Annotated in this window: 14 protein-coding genes and 5 pseudogenes; 9 read left to right on the top strand and 10 right to left on the bottom strand. The window is 55.4% G+C overall.

Going from position 1 to position 19,582, the window contains the following annotated elements; genetic code table 11:
- Position 1: 1 nt before the first annotated feature.
- The 7 genes and pseudogenes from C492_RS08945 to C492_RS22665 all read left to right on the top strand — a co-directional run.
- Positions 2 to 814 carry a sugar phosphate isomerase/epimerase family protein gene (locus tag C492_RS08945; protein ID WP_008422604.1) on the top strand — a complete coding sequence of 271 codons (813 nt, stop codon included), beginning with the start codon at positions 2 to 4 and terminating at the stop codon, positions 812 to 814.
- The gene (locus C492_RS08940) at positions 811 to 1,827 is read left to right on the top strand and encodes an NAD(P)-dependent oxidoreductase (protein ID WP_008422602.1); all 1,017 of its coding nucleotides are present in this window, start codon (positions 811 to 813) and stop codon (positions 1,825 to 1,827) included. The genes C492_RS08945 and C492_RS08940 overlap by 4 nt, the downstream gene beginning before the upstream one ends.
- Before the next feature lie 715 nt (positions 1,828 to 2,542).
- Positions 2,543 to 3,025 (top strand): type VII toxin-antitoxin system MntA family adenylyltransferase antitoxin, encoded by a 483-nt coding sequence (gene mntA / locus C492_RS08935; RefSeq protein WP_008422601.1) that lies wholly within the window; start codon positions 2,543 to 2,545, stop codon positions 3,023 to 3,025.
- A gap of 492 nt (positions 3,026 to 3,517) precedes the next feature.
- A complete protein-coding gene (locus C492_RS08930) occupies positions 3,518 to 4,408 on the top strand; it encodes an NAD-dependent epimerase/dehydratase family protein (RefSeq protein ID WP_008422599.1) in 891 nt (296 codons plus the stop codon).
- Positions 4,409 to 4,600: 192 nt separating this feature from the next.
- A pseudogene (locus C492_RS22670) lies at positions 4,601 to 5,166 on the top strand (IS6 family transposase); the annotation flags it as partial.
- A gap of 77 nt (positions 5,167 to 5,243) precedes the next feature.
- Positions 5,244 to 6,463 (top strand): annotated as a pseudogene (locus C492_RS08925) (IS4 family transposase); the annotation flags it as partial.
- Positions 6,464 to 6,675: 212 nt separating this feature from the next.
- Positions 6,676 to 6,849: pseudogene (locus tag C492_RS22665) on the top strand (integrase core domain-containing protein); the annotation flags it as partial.
- A 24-nt stretch (positions 6,850 to 6,873) separates the two neighbouring features.
- Here the strand turns inward: C492_RS22665 and C492_RS23635 are convergent.
- Positions 6,874 to 7,068, bottom strand: a complete 195-nt coding sequence (locus C492_RS23635; protein ID WP_152424862.1) for a DUF7511 domain-containing protein — start codon at positions 7,066 to 7,068, stop codon at positions 6,874 to 6,876.
- 265 nt (positions 7,069 to 7,333) lie between these two features.
- On the opposite strand from C492_RS23635, the pseudogene C492_RS25875 reads away from it, so the two are divergent.
- Positions 7,334 to 8,590, top strand: a pseudogene (locus tag C492_RS25875) (RNA-guided endonuclease InsQ/TnpB family protein).
- Between the two features lie 109 nt (positions 8,591 to 8,699).
- Here the strand turns inward: C492_RS25875 and C492_RS25255 are convergent.
- The 9 genes from C492_RS25255 to C492_RS08870 all read right to left on the bottom strand — a co-directional run bounded on the left by C492_RS25255 (position 8,700) and on the right by C492_RS08870 (position 18,785).
- Positions 8,700 to 9,692: a plastocyanin/azurin family copper-binding protein gene (locus C492_RS25255; RefSeq protein WP_008422586.1), complete on the bottom strand. Its 993-nt coding sequence runs from the start codon at positions 9,690 to 9,692 to the stop codon at positions 8,700 to 8,702.
- A 79-nt stretch (positions 9,693 to 9,771) separates the two neighbouring features.
- Entirely contained in the window at positions 9,772 to 10,074 is a 303-nt protein-coding gene (locus C492_RS08910; RefSeq protein ID WP_008422584.1) for a hypothetical protein, read from the bottom strand.
- Positions 10,075 to 10,128: 54 nt separating this feature from the next.
- Positions 10,129 to 10,416 (bottom strand): ArsR/SmtB family transcription factor, encoded by a 288-nt coding sequence (locus C492_RS08905; protein ID WP_008422582.1) that lies wholly within the window; start codon positions 10,414 to 10,416, stop codon positions 10,129 to 10,131.
- Between the two features lie 145 nt (positions 10,417 to 10,561).
- The gene (locus tag C492_RS08900) at positions 10,562 to 11,149 is read right to left on the bottom strand and encodes an HTH domain-containing protein (RefSeq protein ID WP_008422580.1); all 588 of its coding nucleotides are present in this window, start codon (positions 11,147 to 11,149) and stop codon (positions 10,562 to 10,564) included.
- On the bottom strand, positions 11,136 to 11,375 hold the full coding sequence (locus C492_RS08895; protein ID WP_008422578.1) for a helix-turn-helix domain-containing protein: 240 nt from the start codon (positions 11,373 to 11,375) through the stop codon (positions 11,136 to 11,138). The genes C492_RS08900 and C492_RS08895 overlap by 14 nt, the downstream gene beginning before the upstream one ends.
- Positions 11,376 to 12,377: 1,002 nt before the next feature.
- Entirely contained in the window at positions 12,378 to 12,974 is a 597-nt protein-coding gene (locus C492_RS08890) for a metal-dependent hydrolase (protein ID WP_008422576.1), read from the bottom strand.
- Between the two features lie 604 nt (positions 12,975 to 13,578).
- Complete coding sequence (locus C492_RS08885; protein WP_049892905.1) at positions 13,579 to 15,930, bottom strand: PAS domain-containing sensor histidine kinase; 2,352 nt, start codon at positions 15,928 to 15,930, stop codon at positions 13,579 to 13,581.
- Between the two features lie 589 nt (positions 15,931 to 16,519).
- Positions 16,520 to 17,440 carry an ArsR/SmtB family transcription factor gene (locus tag C492_RS08875; protein WP_008422572.1) on the bottom strand — a complete coding sequence of 307 codons (921 nt, stop codon included), beginning with the start codon at positions 17,438 to 17,440 and terminating at the stop codon, positions 16,520 to 16,522.
- Positions 17,441 to 17,891: 451 nt separating this feature from the next.
- Entirely contained in the window at positions 17,892 to 18,785 is an 894-nt protein-coding gene (locus C492_RS08870) for a hypothetical protein (RefSeq protein ID WP_008422571.1), read from the bottom strand.
- A gap of 543 nt (positions 18,786 to 19,328) precedes the next feature.
- Between C492_RS08870 and C492_RS08860 the strand changes: the two are divergent.
- Positions 19,329 to 19,582: pseudogene (locus C492_RS08860) on the top strand (ISH3 family transposase); the annotation flags it as partial.

Here is a 19,582-nt window from a genome sequence, read left to right as displayed (position 1 = left end):
GATGCGCTATGGACTCAACCAGGCCGGCTTCCCGTCCGATGAGTTCGAGGAAACCTGTTCGATCCTCACGGCGGCGGGCTACGACGGTGTTGAACCGAACGTCGAGCGCGACGGCCCATTAACGACCGAGGAGGGACGGCAGGTCGCGGCAGAGGCGGTCGAGGCTCACGATCTGCAGGTGCCCGCCATCTCGACAATCAGCCACTGGGAGTACCCGCTCTCGAGCGCTGACGACGAACTGCGTGAGACCGGTCTAGCGATCAGCCGAGACATGATCGACGCCGCCACAGTGCTGGGTGCCGAGGATGTCCTGATCGTCCCCGCCGTAATCGAAGACGGCGCAGCGTACGACGCCGACTACCAGCGCGCCGTCCAGTCCGTTCGCGAACTCGCTGGCTACGCGGCCGACCGCGGCATCGGCGTAGCGGTCGAGAACGTCCAGAACAACTTCCTGCCCTCGCCTAACGAGTTCGCGTCGTTTCTCGATGACGTCGAGGATGCCGGCCCCATCGGGGCATACTTCGATATCGGGAACGCGCTCCGCTCGGGATTGCCGATCCGGTGGCTGCACGCGCTTGAGGGGCGCATTGCAAAGATCCACATCAAAGACTGGCTCACGGACGCCCACCGCGTCACTTATCCACTCCAGGGCGACGTGAACTGGGAACGCACGCTCGACGCCGTCGACGCGATCGGCTACAACGGTTGGATCACCGCTGAGGTGCCTACCTACCCGTCATTCCCCGAGCGAATGCCCGGCGATATGCTCGAGACCATGCAGTTTCTCTTCGAGGATGGAGATAATAGGCGATGACCCGGACAATTGTCGTCGGCCCGCTATTCGAGGACGTCTGGCCGCTCGCGGCCGACCACCTTCGAGAGCTGTGGGCCGAACGCGGTCCCGTCGAGTTCCGGCGTCTCGACGAGACTCCCGAGCGGCTCGTCAACGTGCTGGACGAGCCCAGCGAGGTGACCGAACTCGCGGCGCTGGGCGCGCCCGTTACCGAAACAGATGCCGAGCAGCTGACCGCGCTGGAGTCGGCGTTCGTGATGACCGAATCGATGTACGCGGTCGACGCCGACGCTCACGAGCGCCTCGAGGGGCGCGGCGTCACCGTCTACGACCACACTGACGAAGGATTCTGGGCGCAGTCGGTCGCCGAGTTCGGTCTCGGTCTGACGATCGACGCCCTTCGGAAGATCCCCCAGAAGCACGCCAGGATGATTGAGAGCCATGATCCGTGGGATCTTGACAAGCTGAACAACGAGGTACCAGGCGCGAACGGCCACCAGTTCGCGGACGATCCGGCGTTTACGAACGGTACCATTGCCGGCACTCGCATCAGGGTGGCGGGCGTCGGCAACATTGGGAGCACGTACGCAGACGCTGTCGCCTCGCTCGGCGCGGACGTCGCAGCCTACGACCCATACGCCGATGAGCCGTGCTTCCATCGGTCGGGTGCCGACCGTGTCTGTTCATTGGAGGTGCTCGTAGAGGACGCTGAAGTATTCGTGCCGACAGTCCCCTTGACCGACGCTACCGAAGGATTGATCACAGCCGAACATATCCACGCACTGCCGGAGGGCTGCGTCGTGGTTCTGATCACCCGTGCGGGCGTAGTTGACACAGGTGCCGTCCGCGAGCGCGTTCTCGCCGGTGAGATAGCGCTGGCTGCGGATGTCTGGGACGAGGAACCGCTGCCACTGGACGACTCGCTGCTCGACCGGCACAATGTTATCCACACGCCCCATATCGCCGGTCGAACTCGCGACGCCAACAAGTCATGGTCCGAACGTCTCGACGCTCACTTCCGCGCGACCGAGTGACGCGACGCCATCCATAGTGTGAATTTTCAGCCATGATACCGTTGAGCGCGGGCTGTACGTCTGCGAGGCGTGTGATGGGGCGTTCAACGCGGACGTGAACGGGACGGAGAACATTTGACTCGACATCAACGAAGAAAGTAACTCCGAGTCTACAGAGATACAGCGAGAGTGCCTCAGGGCTTGACCCCGAGGGTGAATCGCGCAAGCTAGATGACGCTCTCCACCGTACTGACGAGTACAGTTGCGACGTGAGTTAAAGACCTTAATCCGAAGCAACTGCGCGCAGTTGCGAGGAATGCGACACCTCTCAAAACCCGCGTCCTTGACGTGGTGAGACGGGTGTTGTCGGGTCGTGGTGGAGCGACCGACCCTCACGGACGTACCGAGCGTTCGGGTGTTAATTCCAGCCGACCCTTTTCAGGAAGGCCGAGGAGAATTAAATTCGCCTGCGACCGCACGTCCCGTTTTTGGGCGTGCGGTCAAAACGGTGAAGCCTCGGGGCTTGTCCCCGAGGTACTTCACACCCAGTTTGGGTGGGGATAGAAGTACCTTATAATTTACATATCCTGGTGTCTACCTTCACGACCTCTCCCAAGGATTCCAACCTCGGGCAGAGGTGGTAGATTGCAAACCCTAATATCCCAACTGCGGTCGGGATTAGTCCGCCTGAAGGCGGAGGAGGATGTCAAGTGCACTGAGGGCGTGTTTTGGGACAATGAGAACCTGGAAGGAGGCCACTTTCAACGACTCTCTCCCGCTCGAGAGACTGCAGAAAGTGTTCCAAGAACATGGGATCTGGCTGGCAATCCTGTTTGGATCTCACGCGAGCGGAGAGATCCATTCGCAAAGTGACATTGATATCGCAGTCGAGCTCGAGGACGTCCAACCAACCGATCCGACGTACAATGAACGCTTTTTCGGACTGAGTGCTGATCTCAGTGAGACACTCGAGACTGATGCGGTAGACCTTGTGGATCTCCAAATAGCCTCACCAGAACTGGCAGCGACAATTTTCGACCATGGAATTCTCCTTGTTGGTGATCCGAACCATGCGACTGCCCTTTGGGACCAACTCGCAGAGACAGAGTCATCTTCTCAATCACCATGTGAACGGTTCGATGCAGCACTAACCAAGATCGACGAACACCTGAGCGGATCTGCTGTGACAGCAACAGACGGTGAGACGCACAACGAATGACAGACGAGTCTTTCTCACCAGATCGTCTCAACAGAATCCTGAATGCTGTCGAGACAATCGAGATCAGTCTGGGTATCCTTGCTCGGAAACAGTCACTAAGCAGGGAAGAGTTGGAAAGTAATTACTACCCAAAGAGGGTGTCATAGAACGGTTACCACACCAAAGAGCAGGGTGAATGCTGAGGTGGCATGTGCTCAGCGGTCCTGCAAGATGCTCCTTCGGTAGAGTCGTGAAGACTGCTCTATTGAAAATGAGGTGCGGCGGCGGGATTGATGTATTTTGAACCGATGAATCATACATTTCAACTGAGGGGTGGCATGACTTCCCTTCCTGTTTCGACGGTGATCGACGTAATCATCTCGAGCTAGATATATACCAGAGTGAATACCGAGAACGGTATTTGAGATACCCGTCGAAATCACCAAATCCCTACGCCGTCTCCCATTTTCAATAGAGTGCTCTTTTTATACTCCTGAAACAGATATGTGAATTATGACTGAGACTGTCGCAGTTACCGGTGGAGACGGTCGGCTCGGACAAAGTATTCTACTGCATCTAAACGGCGAGAATATCCAGACTGTCAATCTCTCGCGGGGGAAGCGCGAAGGGGAGTACTCGGATGCCTATCTGACGACGGATCTGCTTGATGCCGGTGAAGTCTATGGGTCGCTCGCGAAGGCCGATGCCGACGCAGTCGTTCACCTGGGGATGCTCCCAACGCCGGACGTGACGCCAGGATACCGAACCTATGAGAGCAACGTGATGTCCAGCTACCACGTGTTGGAAGCCGCGGGCGCACTCGGGATTGATACGGTGGTACTGGCATCGAGCTTCAGTGCCATGGGCGGCGGATTCGAGCCCGAACCCGTCACTGTGGATTACCTGCCCGTCGACGAGGCGCACCGCCTCACGCCGTCGAACCCGTACGGACTCGGCAAACAAACACTGGAGGTCATCGCCGACGGGGTTGCACGTCGCTCTGCAGACCGACCGCAGACTATCACCTCGGTACGGTTCCCATGGGTTGTCGACGACGATATGGCTCAGGAGACATTCGTTGAGGCCGATCGGACCCTGTCCGGACTACGCAAGTCGGGCAACTTCCACACCCAGCGCAACACGCTGTTCACCTATGTCCACGTCTCAGATGCGGTTGATCTCGTCAGGCGAGCCATCGAGGCGGATTTCGATAGCCACGAACGCGTCTGGGTGTCAGCCCCCGACACGAGTGCTGAAACGTCCAGCCGTGAGATTGCAGCCACTGTCTTTCCGGACGCAGAGGTTCACGGTCTCGGTGAGGGCGACTACGCGTCGCTGGTTGATACCTCGAAGGCAGAAAAGCTCTTCAGCTGGGAACCTGAGTGGAGTTGGCGTCGACTATAACGATTCACCAACCGGCAGCACCACTATCCTCCAGAAGAGTGTGTCTGTATACTGCGTTGCCGGTTATTCTTTATCTCAGTAAAATTGTGGCCACTCTTGGTGGTGTCAAGGAAACAATGATATCTCAGAAAGGGGTCCTGTCTAGTTGAGCCAGTTTGAGGAATGAGCAGGTCGTTGAGTTGGTTGGATCAAATGCTCGCAGACCTGCTCAGCGAGAGCTATGACGCGGATTTAGAAGAATCTTGGGAGAACGAACGGACGGCGACGTTCACAAGAGCGAAGCTCTTGTGCAGCCCATCAGAACGCTTCGCGTTCTGAGGACGCCCGTCAGGGCGTTCGCCGTCCGGCTTCATCAGGCCGGTTGTTCGCTTCGAGAGACAACTACGATTCTCGCAGAATTAGGTGTTGAACGATCTCATGGAGCGGTCTGGAATTGGGTACATCGGCTGTCTGACAGCGGACGTGACCCGCCTGAGGCGAAGCCGAAGCGGGTCACTGTCGACGAAACCGCTGTCAAGATCAACGGCGACTGGTCTTGGTTGTACGCTGCAATAGACATCGACACAAAGTTGATTCTCGACGTCGCGTTGTTCGGTCGGCACGGCACCGATCCGGCGGCTGCGTTTCTGCATGGACTTCGCGAAAGACACGATCTCTCGAACGCTGAGTTTCTCGTCGATCAGTTTGGTTATCGGACTGCCCTCTCTCGATTAGGACTGAACGGTCGGGTGAACTATACCAACCGAAACCTCATCGAAAACTGTCCCGTTCCGAGTATTTAAATTCGGTGTGAGTTCGTTAGCTCCGAGCAATGGGTACACAGATCGACGGCATTTCTCCATCAACTGTTGGGGCTGAGTTCTACTCGCTGCTCGACGCAGTCGACAGCGAGTTCATTGCCGACGACTTCGAAATCGGAACACACACCGCTAGACACGATTTTGACAACCACCTCAAAGTCGCCATCTTCGAAGGAGTCAATCCATCCGACTCACTTGCTGAACTCGCTGAGAAAACGACCATCTATGACGAGTTGACGTACATGGCTGGTTCAACCTTCTCCAGGTTGACGAACGACCGCGACTACCGCGCGGTCGTTCGTCTGTTCTTGGAATTGCTTCATTCACCACAGCTCTATCACCAACGCGGAGTTCAACGGAAACGACTTGACTGGCTCGATCGTGCCGTTGTAGCAACTGATGCGACTAATCTGAATCTCACTAGATCAGTTACAGTTCCAAGCGAACGCCATGATACCGAAATTCTACATGAGATTGATCCCGGTGAAAAAGGGCTCCATCTCAATCTTTCCGCGCGTGTCGATGGCGACGCCAAGCACCCGCTTGGCGTCACCATCACGCCGGGCGTAATGCGTGAGCCAACTCAGTTCAAGCATCTCCAGAGCGACGTCGAGGTCTTTGCAGACCTCGACTCGCCAATCCACGTCTTCGACCGCGGTTACCTTGATTATGACCGGTTCTGTGACCTCAAAGAGCGTGAAACGGACTTCATCTGTCTCCTCCAAGCAGATGCTCGTGTCGACGTCTNCTTGATTATGACCGGTTCTGTGACCTCAAAGAGCGTGAAACGGACTTCATCTGTCTCCTCCAAGCAGATGCTCGTGTCGACGTCTTGGAACAGATCCAGGACGTCGAGATTACCGACGAGCAGGGGACACGAGTTCTCCGTGATGAATTGATTGAGCTTGCCGAGACTGGCAAGCAATTCCGCCGCATTGTCTTCGAAGATGTCGATGGCGAGGAACTCGCGTACCTGACGACGTTGTCGTCAGCGTACGCACCTGTTGAAGTGATGAGCATCTACACGCTTCGCACGATGATCGAGATCCTCTTCCGAGAACTCAAGCAGTACACGAATATCGAGAGCTTTCATTCTCAGTCGTTGAACGGCGTTCTCTTCGAAATTTTCTGCACATTGATCGGCTACGTGTTAGTTGAATGGTTCCGGCAGCGCCACCCACTACGGGGTGGCGTGCCGGAAGCAATCCGAACGATCCGCACCCGGTGGAACACATCGCTGCGAACCTACGGCTGAATCCGTCTCACGACGACTGGAGCGCCGCCGCTATGAGCGGCGGCACTCCTCAGTCCATCCGTTCTCGTCTACATCTGGTGGATGATTCAAGTTGAACGCTCTCTCTCGGCTATTTTCCTTGAGAATAGTGTACTATTCAAGCATAGGTGCAGTCTTTCAACGGATTCTGTTGGATGGTTGCTCGATGACTTTATCAACTCGAAACGGGACAGATCGAAAAGTGGTTTCACACCTTCAAAATGCGGGTCGACCGTTTCCATAATTCGTGGGTGGGCAGTCGGGCAAGCGCACGCGAATGGATTGATCAGTTCGTGCATTACTATAACCACCAGAGACCGCATCAATCGCTCGATGGAAAAACGCCAGCTGAGGAGGTGCTGAACTAGACAGTGCCGTTATGTGTAGGTAGTCTACTGAGCATCTTTTGGATGGATATACGAATCTTCCTTAGCAAGAACCCACATCGTCTGTAGCTCGTCGTCTGTGGCATTTTCTGGAAATAATATGCATTTATCAGCTTCTTGTGAATTTTCGATTAGAACCTGAATGAGTTCAAATTGGCTCGAAATATCGTTTGAGGTGTCGTTTCCGGGGGATCCAGTCATATTACGCTACCCGACACCCGCCCTATAGAAAAATATTACATATAGTCAATTATCTATAGCTCCTAAAAGTGATAATAGTAGATTCCTTTGAGGGGTTGATACGCATATCTACGGAACGGCTGGTTCATACGAATTACAAGGCGGAAACCCACGGCTTTAGCCGTGAGAGGAAGCCGGCGTGGTGGGACTCAGCGGTCGACCGATGGCTGGCCGACTCCCCCACGCCACCGTAGTACTTATGAATCTATATTTTTACATATGAAGTATGGCGGAGGTGCGTCGCACGGTCGTCGTCAAACTCGACGTAGACGACCACGACGCGACTCTCCTCCACGAAACCGTCGAGGAGTACTTGTGGGCGTGCAACTACGTCGTCCGAGACGCTTGGAAGGACGATTACAAGCCTACGTCCAAGACCAAACTCCACGACCGAACGTACTCTGACGTGCGCGACCAGACGCGCCTACAGGCGAATCTCGTTCAATCCGCACGCAACCGGCCGCCGAAGCCATCAAGGGCGTCGTCGCCCGGTGGAAGAACGGCAAGAAGGCGTCGCAACCACACTTCACGACGCCCTCTGACCGGTACGACAAACGGAGTGCGACATTCCACGACGACCATGTATCACTCTCAACGGTGAACGGGCGTATCGAAGCCACATACATTCTTTCGCCGAAGGGAGACAACCCGCACACGAAGTACCTCCACAACGACGAGTACGAGGTCACAGGTGCAACGCTTCAGTACCGCGACGCGACGGATACCTTTTTCCTCCACATCGGAACAAAGGCTGACGTGGAGTCTGAGATACCGGACGAAGGCGACGCCGAGAACAGCACAGTCCTCGGCGTGGACCTCGGTATTGAACAGATTACCGTCACGTCAACCGGACAGTTCTGGAGCGGTGACTACCTCAACCACCGTCGCCGGGGGTACGAGCGGGTGCGTGGCGGCCTTCAACGGACAGGCACGGAATCGGCCCATCGAACCATCGAACGGATTGGCGGCCGCGAGACACGGTGGGTAGAGGACTACTTACACCGAATCTCGAAAGTTATCTCCAAGAAGCCGTCGCGTACGGGTGCGACCGGATAGCGTTCGAGGAGTTGACAGACATTCGCGACCGTATGCCGGGCGCAAAGAAGTTCCATGCGTGGGCGTTCCGCAGACTGTACGACTATACGGGGTACAAAGCCCAAGCGAAGGGTATCGAAACCACGCAGGTAGACCCGGGCGTACACGTCCAAGCGGTGTTCGAAGTGCGGGACGACACTGGACGAGAATCGTCCGTCGCAAGCGAAGTTCTGTTACCAGAAGTGCGGCTACAAGGTCAATGCAGACTACAACGCGGCGAAGAACATCGGATTTCGGCTACTCCGCGCGGGGCAAAAGTCTCCGCACGGAGGGGCGACACGTCACCTCGCCCTGAAGTCCGGGACACTGAACGTGAATGGCGGCTACTCGCCTGCCACTCAGTAGGGTCGGCCAGAACGGGAGTCCACCGACAAGCCCACCCCGTTAGGGGTGGGTTGGTGACCGTGCTGAGCTTATCCTCTATATTGACCGTTGACCCGTGAGGGAACGAAAATACAAAAAGGAGTCTCACACTCGAAAGATTGAGTGTAATTTTCCTATTCGTGTGTATGCCCGAGCGTCTCGTTTGCCGTGTCATTCAGCTGTTCGAGCGCCTCTCGAGCCCCGTCAGGCAGATCTTCTTGCGGTGGTTCGAGTACGGGTTGTTCGTGGGAATCTGGTTCGCCAACGATCACGCTCCCCACCATTCCCATTCCCTCGTGGGGTTGGCAGAAGTAATCGTACACCCCCTCGACGTCGAATGTTTGTTCGAACGTTTGTCCTTCCTCGTCTAAGATACCGCTGTCCCAGCTCTCCGCGTCGTCAGGAATCCGCTGTGGTTTATCCACATCTGCATGGTATGCGGTCGTCGTGTGACCTCCGCTCTCGAGCGTCCATGTTACGGTGCCGCCTGGTTTGATCCAGACGACATGGGGATTGAAATAGTGTCCGTCGTCGGAGACCATCGCCACCTCGGCATTCTCAGACGGGCTCTCGGGAACATCACCGTCATGGCTGTGTGAGCCGAGGTCCGTGATCGGTTCTCCAGCAGGATTGAGGACCCACCAGACGTCGTTGACTCCTTGACCTTCGATGTCGCCGAGTGCCTCGTCAGGTGTGAAGTAGTACAGCGGCCAGCCGTTCGCGGCCACCTGCATGGAGCCGTCCTCGCGTTCGAACGTCGTCACGTCAGCCTCAACATCGTTGCCCACCGTGGGTTCGTCCTCGACCGTCAGTGGTGGCCAGTTTTCGGCACAGTCCTCGTAACACGCGCTCGCGCCCTCTCCCTGTGTATCTTGATCGAACATATACAAGGTTTGGCCGGTCGGACCGACGAGGATAGGGTCGTGGTCACAGTGGCAGAGAACCTGCACCGTTGGCCCTGCTGGGTCGTTGGCCTTCTCGTCGTCTAAGCTGTATCCGTCGTCGGTGTCGTTTTCGTCGTCCGAATTAGTCGCCGGTTCATCACTCGAGTTGTCGGATCCGAGACATCCCGCGAGGGTGAATGTTGCAGCCGTCGCCCCGAGTAGTGTGCGTCGTTTCAGGCGCATACCTGTTCGGTCGTCGTTTCAGTATAAGATCATTTTCCGGACTTCATCCAAAATTCGTCCAAACTCAGTGGGAGACCTGTCAGATCCACGTAATTCGGGCTAAAAATAGGATTGCTACGAGTTCTAATCCACACAACATCGTCACACCGATCTGCACGTCGGTACCGGAGTTGACAAACCAACCGATGAAGTCTGGGTGGAGGATGTAGAAGTACAGCCAGAGAAGGTTCTGAACGAGGAGGAACGTGTCAAATACGAGGAGTCCAAGTGTGTGGTGAGCACCGTGCTGGCGATAATTGCGGAGCCAGATCGAACCGAGAGCTAGCAGGAGTACCACATTCACTCCCGCCGCAATCCTCGCTGCTTGGAGCCAGACCTCCATCAGATTTCTATTGCGTCGTCATCGTTATAGGTGCTATCCAAACTTTGTCCCACATTACGACTCCTCCGAATCGACCGTCTCGAGTATCTCTTCGACCGTGTCCCAGTTCGACGTCACCTGGTCGGTGAATAGATACATGGTCCCGTAGTCACCGCCAGCGGTCCTTACGACGTTATTGTCCAGCAGGATATCGAGGTGATGGCGGATCGTCGTATAATCCATCTCGAGTTCGGTTGCGAGCTGATTGGCGTTCTGCGGTCGCTCGTTGAGCGCCCGGACGATCCGGACTCGCGTTGGACCGCCGCGAGAACTCGCGAGTAGGTACCAGAGAACGCCGTCCATTCACTTGAATATCGCTTAGCTGGCTTGTAAACACTTGGTGAGAGTGGAGATATACTGGGGTTTCACCGTCCGATTGCGTCGCTTTGAGATGCCGGGCGAACGGACGAAGCAGCTTACCATCGTCAGTACGACAGCTACTTACTGATCATGGCGCCCCCTCCAGCGCTGCCGCCTGATCATATTGAGAGTCTGGGGACTTTTCACATTCCTTCGCTTCGAGTGTAGAGAGCCACTCCTGAACAGTATATGTCCGGTCCTCAACCGTATCGGAGCCTTCCGTATACGGGACGACCCCTCGGAGTGCTTCTGTATCCGGGCCGTTCTCAGTATCGGCCTCGTAGAGTGCTATTGCTACGAACGGTACTCGGACCCGTTCGTGTGTCTCGTTACTCTCCAATCCGAGCGGTGACGATGGAATTTCATTCCGACGGAACGCTGGTTCAAGTGTGTAATCGTGCTGCTCGGCCCACTGTTCGAACTCAGCGACGAGCTCGTCGCGTGTAGGCCTCATCTCATCCGTCTTAGTAACCCCATGGTGTTCCGGCGGCCACTGAGAGACCTGAAAGTCGGAGATGGGTCCGTGATCGCACAGCTGCTGCAGGCGCTTGGTGAGTGCGTTGATCGTCTCTGCGACGGGAGCTGGAACATCCGACCGCACGTAACAGTCGACCTGGATATTTTCAGCCCGGTCGATAGTGTTTGTTGGGAAATCCGCACCACTACTGACTGGCATATCCATCCTCCGTACGGGAGACGAGATCTTTCTGATCCAGCGATGTGAGGATCGGTAGGAGCGTGAGCTTTGATAGGCCAAGCAGTTGCTGAAGTTCAGTCGCTGTGGCCTCCTCCGCCGTAAGGAGGGTTAGATAGACCAGTTTTGACTGAGATGATCCGAGATCACCGATCTCTGTCACCTCTTGTTCTGACACCGCGATCTCTTGTGAGTTTGTAAGCATCATAACCATGGAGGACGGCTACCGCTCTGTATATAAACCTTTGATGAGGGATGTCCACGAATCTCATGTAGCGGGTTCCTGTCTTGAACGGCTGTACCACGAGTAGTGTCAAATTTGACGGGCATCACTGTCCGCTTCGCTCCCAGTACTCGAAAGAAGCCGTCTGTGAACTCGTTGTGAGCAGGTCAGCGAGTATACACCGCCACAGCCTGCTTGCTTTTCCACACTAACACAACGAACCCTCAATCGAACAATTCGGTAACCCTCCGAGAGCAGCTCGCCGGGGTCGCCGACAATCTGATAGGCTTCGCCGGCTTCGAGCGCAGTTTCGAAGGAGACCCATCGCCGGCGATCGCCTCGAGCGGAAGCTCACCGCGACGAACGAACGGGTCGACGAGGTCACTGAGTTAGTCGAGTACGTCGACGAGCAGCGAGAGCTCGAGCGCTACCGTGAACGCAGTAAGCGACTACTCGATCAGGCTGGTATCTTCATTCGAGCGAAGTGGTGGCTTACCGGTGTTCCCACTGACGAACTCCAAGTCGACAGCGATGTTGTTTCTTTAGAGGGTGTATATGTCGATCTTGTGTAGTGTAGCGGAACCGAGTCACAGCAGTTAGGGCATCCCGCTGACAGCAGTTGTCTCGAATTGAGGCGCTAAAACCCCGTCCTTTAGGGCGGGGATACAGCGCCGCACGTTTCTCAAACGCCTGAATCGGAAGGCTTAGGGCCCCACAGGCGTATATCTGCCCGTCAACGCGACGGACTCCTGTCGCGTCTCGGCACCCCACAAACTGGCAGTTGACTCGGTGTTTGCCTCATCAAACAAGTAAGCCCGTGGGACAAAGACCGACAGTAACCAACCAGATAACTCCGAGTCACAAGCGTGAGAGGAGTAACGGATGCGTGGCACCTCCACCGGTTCGTCGGGCCGGAAACCAGAAATCTCCCAACGAACCGCCCGTTGGTGGGCGTGAGAAGCCCCGCCGTTCACGGCGGGGAGGATGTCACCTGCCGTCCTTCGGGGCAGAAGTGATCTCATTCCCGTCGCGCTCACCGATGCGATAGCGTGTCTTTAGAGGATACTTTCGGTGGCGTGCGAGTGCGAAGTGGAGGGCGATGGCAACGGCGAGCAGGCCGAAATTCCAGATCAGGGAATTGTAGTAGATGACGTCGATGATGATGTGTTCGGTGTATACCGGCCAGAACGGAGCGAGTGGCGCTGCGATATCGGGTGCCGACAGTAGGTCTCCGAAAATATGACTGAGACCGCCGGTGAGCATACCGGCCGTGGCGAAGACGAACATTGTTTCGGTTGGGATCGTAGTGCTCTTGATCCACTGATGCGCATTGAAGCGGGCGGTAAGCCAGCGTGCGGCGACCGCTCCGCTGAGAACGCTGACGAGTGCGACAAAGAGTACGGTGTGGGTTACGCCGTGATGAGTGACTGGGAGATAGTGCTGAAGGACCAGATCGGAGTCCGGAAGCATCGCCGTCACTAGCGCGAATGCTGTGAATCCGAGGGCTCCACGGCGCCCCCAGAGAAGCCACGCCGGAGCAGCGAACAGTAGCGTTATCGCAAAGTGGCCGCTCACGTCCACCATGTTTTAGTGTGGACGGTCGGTGATAGGATACGTGTTTGGTTTGCAGGGACCGCTCCAGAGGCAGTCGATGACTGGCTGTGTATAATTCTTCGTTAACGACATTCTGATACAGGTACGTTGCTCGCCCATGGCGGGGATCTGCCGTGATCGCCAGTAAGGGACTGCCACAGAACAGTCTCGGCGTAACTTTGTGCTCCCCGCCAGAGTAGACACAGTATCTTTTTGGGTATTGCAGCAGGACAACAGCGCCAGGGAGACATGGTCCTCTTTACGTCCTGCTGCCATTCATCTCCCCTCTGTCCCTCACCCAGTCGTTATATCAATTGCCGACGCCTACGTGCGATACGACAATTAACGCGATTGCGGATATCAGCATTTCATCCGCCGGTGTCTACGCATCGAGCATGCCTCAACCCTCAGTAGAGGGCTTTATGACGAAACCGATGACGCAACCGACGCGTACACGACAAGAAGTCCGTAATCGGCATTATCCGTCCTTGCAACCCCTTACGTTACGCTCCTACTTCAACGTGCAAAGCGGGGTGTTCAGTTGAGACAAGCGGTGGCCGTCCATACCGGTACGCAGATCGTGTTCGCTTTCGGCTCAGAGCGTGAACGAGAACGTCGCTCCCTCACCGGGCTCGGAGTCGACCCAGATCTCGCCGCCGTGGCGCTCAACGATGCGCTGACAGAGCGCGAGCCCGATGCCCGTCCCCTCGTACGCCTCCTGATTGTGAAGTCGGTTGAATACCGTGAAGATACGGTCCTGATCTTTAGGATCGATCCCGATCCCCTTGTCGTCGACCGAGATCATCCAGTTGTTGTTTCTCCGTCCGGCGCTCACATGAATCTGTGGTGGCTCGTCTCCGCTATAGGTGATGGCGTTATCGAGCAAATTCTGGAACAATTGCCGGAGCTGGCTGGCATCGCCCTCGAGACAAGGTAGGTCCTCGACCGTGACTTCGGCATCGCTCTCCGCGATCTGAACGTGGAGATCCTCGAGCACGTCCTCAAGGATGGCATTTAGGTCAATTGATTCGACTGGATCGCCCTGTCTATCGACCCGGGAGTACTTGAGTAGCTCCTCGATCATGTCGCGCATCCGGTCGGCACCGTCAATAGCGTAGCCGAGAAACTCTTCAGCATCGTCGTCGAGATCGTCTTTGTACCGGTTCTCAATGAGTTGGAGGTAACTCGAAACCATACGCAAGGGTTCCTGCAGGTCGTGGCTGGCGGCGTAGGCGAACTGCTCGAGGCGCTCGTTCGATTTCTCGAGGCGCCGCTCGAACTGCTTCCGCTCAGTGATATCGGCCAGGGCGCCAGGGAACGACACTGGAGTACCGGTATCGTCGTACTCGATGTGACCGCGCGCAACAACCCACCGGAGTTCGCCGTCGTTGTTCCAAACGCGGTACTCTGCTTTGTACTCTTCACCCGATTCGATGGCGTCCTCAACTTTCCGTTTGATCCGCTCGCGATCGTCGTCGTGGATGGCCGAGAGGAACTGGTCGAACGAGACGCCTTCGGTGGCCGCCTCGGGATCGATCCCGTACTTCTTGGCGAATGACGCACCCGTGACCATCTGGTCATTGGGAATATTCCACTCCCAAGTCCCGACAGCGCCAGCTTGTGCCGCTGCTTCTAGCCGCTCTTTTGCATCCTCGAGATAGCGCTCGCGCTCAACCCGTTCAGTTACGTCGTTCGCCGCACCTAACCATCGAGTGATTTCGCCATTTTCATCCAGGAGCGGTGTAGCACGCGAGACGACCCAAGCTACTGTGTCATCTTTATCAACGATCCGGTGTTCTAACTCGAAGCTACTTTCCGTTCGAATGGCTTCGTCAATGGTTTTCTGAACACGGGGCTGGTCTTCGGGCGGAATGTATTTTTCAATCCACGACGGTCCTTGCTCGTCGGTGTCCACGAGGAAATCCGAACCCTCTAAATTGTGCATCTCGGTCCAGTCTGCGTTCGTACTGAACACCACATCCGACGTGGTGGTGACCAACGCGCGAAAGCGTTCTTCGCTCTCGCGCAGTTGTTCGTACGCTTCTTGTTTTGCCTGTTGTAGTAACTCCTGTCCGCGCAGCACGATGTCCGATGCGAGCTGTGAATCCGCCGTTTCGAGTTCTTGTAGCAGCTCGTCCTCGCCGTCTGCCAAGAATTCCTCAACAATCGGGGTGACGTCCTCGACGCTGTGGACAATGTAGTCGATTTCGCCCGTCGTGGTGAATACAGGTGAATTAGTCGGACTCCACCAGCGGTCTTCGAACTCGTCGCCATCGGACCCGCGGTCAGGGATCGGATAGTGCGTCACCGACATGACGTCGGCCTCCCTGGTCTCCCCTACTCTCTCGAGCGACTTGCGTAGATTCTCGACACCCTCGGTTGGATCCTCGGGATTGTTCGGAAAGATCTCAAACAACGTCTTGCCCAAGATCTCTGCCCGATCGGTCATCGTCGCGTCCAGATATGCATCGCTCACGGCCACGATTTCGTAGTCGTCGGGCTGTACGACGAGATAATTGCCGGGTACGTTTTCGAACAGTCGACGAAAGGTGGCTTCGGTGGTTTCCGTTGCTGTTTGTTTACGCTCGTCAACTTTACGAACGATTCCGACTGTTCCCTGCACGGTATCACTCGCGTTGAGCACGTTCACCCGTATTTCACAGCGAACCTGTTCATCCTCAGCGGTCTCCATGGTGAGGTCGAGTGACTCGCTTTGGTCGGAGACGTTCGTTCGGAGACGGTCGATCTCCTGTTCGATCGTCGCATTGTTGCCGCCGAAGAGCACGGACACGTGCTCGCCGAGCAGTTCTTCACGCGTGTATCCGGTTATCTCGACAATGACGTCGTTGACCGAGACGAGGCGATCTTCAGCGTCGAGCCGATAGATCCCATTGTCGATCGTATTGATGAGGGTACGATAGTGATGGATGGCGTCATCGTCGTCCATATCTCCCCAGAACGCCACTCCAGAAGACTCAGCCCGGTCACTCATATACTTGCTAGAGACCCCCGACTCTGATAAGTTCCTGGCTCAGACTACTTCCGGGGTTATTCGGCAATTCGAGGTTGAGCAGTACCACATCGGTGGCCCTGTCGTCGTATTGATTTAACCGTTCAAAATCGTGTGCTGCGGAACTCGCGAAGCAGTGTCCAGCAGTCGGTGAAGTTTGATGTCAGTTGAATGCCTGTCTGATGTCATTATGATGTCGGAATGACGTAGAGTGGAAAGCAGTTTGGAACTGGTGGTAGGCTTGTTGATGATTGCTTACGGAATCATCGCGCTAGGATATCTCGTTGGACAACAACTGAACACCTCACGAGTCGGACTGGCGACCGGTCTCGGAGTCGTTGCTGTCATGGTATTGTTACAGGTAATCGGAGTGATTCCGATTCTCGGGGACCTGATCGGGGGCGGGCTTCTCTTGACGGGACTGGGTGCTGTCGTACTGACGTACTTCGGGTTACAAGAGTTCGAACCGGTATCGCTTCCGGAGTGACGCTGAGAGTAACAGGCAAAAAGTAGACAGACCGTCTCCTCACTGCCCAATCGAAACTGTTTCTGTATCGTCCATTTTGAGACGAATCACCTCGTCATCCAGTGTGACTTCGAAAGTAGCTGCAAACGGATCATCGGAGACGATATTCGTTACAATTACATCGGATGTGATGAACTCAAAGAATTCCCACAATGGAACGTCAAGTAGTGAAATGCCGTGTTCCCAGAATAGGTATAGAACTGCTGGATGAAACGCAACAGTCACTTCAATTGGTATGGTAATTATATGTTGACACTCACGACACGAGCTAACGTGGAGGTGAATCGTTTTTCCATCGTGTTCGTACACATCAACAGCCGTATCGACGCGGCCAAAACACTCCGGACAAACATCCCCTCGTAACTGGATACACATACTCCAGATACGGTAGCCAAAACTTTCGATGATCTCTGCAGTCGTCCGGCCACGCGTTTGACTCTTCGGAAAGAAATCGGTTACGAGGATCGCGTCACACGAGGTGCAGCGAATACGAAACTGTTCGGCGTCAAGCGTTGCTAGAAGTGACGCCTCTTCACAGAACAAACAGGCACCGGCGACTTCGCTGTCTTCGAACGCTGAAGTACTTTCGTATACATCGGAGACGACCGTACGAACGATTTTGTTCCCACTATACGTAAGCCGGTATCCATCGGGCGTTTCGCTGATAAATTGACCGACGAGCTGATCCAAATGATACGAAAATTGGGACGAACTATCCATATCCACTGCGTCATACAGTTCCGTAAAAGACATCGTATGCCACGGTTTCTGATGTTCTTCCTCCACTTTATCCAAAACGAGTAATATTTCCAGCCGTTTAGAATTTCCGAGGGCATTGATCGCATCGACCACTTCCTGATCGATGTGAACGTTTTGATCTACTACCATATTCAATCCACTACTGTCTGTCTGTACTTCCATCGAGATAAGAGCGTCCGACTCTCTCGAATCGGTTTCTTGTGGGTAGCGGGGCTTCGATAGGACTTACAATCGGTGCAGGTGCCAGGTTAGTGATCGCGCTTGTTTCCGGGGCCGCTGTCTATCATGCCGCAACAACTGAATGATCAACTAATATATATCGTTGCTGGGTTTCACAATTCCTTTTGAGATCCTAAAGAGAGGACTAAAGTAGACTCTTCACAGAAAGCGTGGCGCAGTTATTGTATCGCCAAATAATTACGCTTCCAACTACTCGGTTCATCGAGGTCGTGAGTGCAAGGCTACGACCCACTTTTAAGACATCCGACTCACAGGCGGAGATATGGATTCACATGCGACTCCCGACCGGGGAACGAGTGAGTCTGGCAGACACACTCGAAGAGGATTGTCTCCGTGGGCGCGAAGGACGAAACAGTGGTCTTTGAGGACTCACTCATACGTCGGCAATCGATCGCTGGATGTGAGTCCGTAGTGCGGCAGTGGCGAGTGAGCCGGTGAGGTGGCCTTTCTCCAAAACCGCAATATCGATCCCGTCGTATGCTGATCGTTGCTTCTCGAACTCGATAATCCGATCGTAGCGAGCGAGTAGCGGATCACAGTCGTCGGAATCGGCGTCGGTGAAGCGGTCCTCAAAGTCGAGGACGTTGCAAAGTGCTTCCGGGTCGGTTAGCGCCGGTTCAGCTGCCAGTTTCCGATAGATTGACGATACGAACATTTCTCCAAGTCGTGCCCCCGCAAACATCGGGACGTACCGATTGACACCTTCACAGTAGGCGCGATGGAGATTGACAGCCCAGCCACCGAGACTGATTCCCGCGGCAAGGATAGCAGGGCAGCCAGTCTCTCGCAATCGATCGGCCAGTGCCTCAATGAGCGCAGCCGACGTAGCAAGCATTCCAACGAAGTGTTCGAGGTCGCCCATCGCTCGTATGTACTCCCTGTTCGAGCGGTCGTGAAACGGCGCTCGGAGGGCGATTAGGTTGACGTCTGGGTCGGCGTTTGTCCCAAAGAGGCGACGGAACGAGTTCGAACTGAATCGTCCGAAGTCGAACGGCTGCTCGCCGCTTCCGTGATGATACAGCAGGGTCGGTACATCTGGTCCTCGCCACTGGGCGACGAGATATGCTGCCTGGAACTTCCCAACTGGAGTGGATGAAGATACTTCCTGAACGCTTCCGGTTCGAACGTCTTCAATATCAATCGCGGTACCACTGACGACATCACCGATCGGAGCGCTGGAGAGTGACCGCGAAAAGAACCTGGAATTTCGCACGAGTAGCCCACTCATCGAGATCGTCGCAACGTCGAGGAGTTCGTGTCTGTTCATCGGTCTCGTATCGCCATCTCTTCGTAGCTCATCATAAGTCAATCTCTACCTTCAGAAACCCGTGATCTCAACGATCTGGCTGGCTTCGCGGTAGTTCGCGGCCGCAGGGAGTGTGACACCAGCGATGAGGACGACGAGTTCACGGCGAGAAACGGTCCAGTCCCGGGGGAACGGACGCGCTCGAAATCCTCGCGCCACCGGCGACGGAGACCGCTGATGCCGGATCATCACTTCTCGCGTTGCGACCGCGATGAGCACGAACGCGGAAAATTCGAATACTCTGTTCCGTCCTGGTATCGTCGCAAGTAAGGGGATCCGCACCGTAGCGAGTGTGAGGTCCTCGGTACCCCAGACGAGCGCGCTCTGAATGGTCGTTACGATGACTATCAACATTTCAGGGGAGTGTTCACCGACCAATTGGATAGTGATAGACGGACAATCAATACTCCGCAAGCTCGTAAGGCATACAATCGGTACTTCCCGACTGGTGTGAGAGCTGGAGCTAAAGCGTTGGTCTCATGAGGAAGATGTCTGGTTGAGTGAATGTGTTCAAGATACNAGCCAGACGGTGTTCTTTCGGATTCGGACGTGAAAGATTTAGCGGAAGACGTCATCTGCCAGCTCCCCTTGCCAGGGATCGAGGGCTCGCCCCTCGATCCCGGCGATATCTGGACTGTTGTCATTCTTGCAGCAGTCAATCAGACGTCTATCTGGGAGACATGCAAGGACAACGACAACGCTGCCTGTGATGATACTGTCATGGACTGGCTACATACGCTCAACCGAGAGTGGCTTGA

Source organism: Natronococcus jeotgali DSM 18795, assembly GCF_000337695.1.
GTDB classification, from domain to species: domain Archaea; phylum Halobacteriota; class Halobacteria; order Halobacteriales; family Natrialbaceae; genus Natronococcus; species Natronococcus jeotgali.
This window is presented reverse-complemented; position numbering and strand designations above follow the sequence as displayed.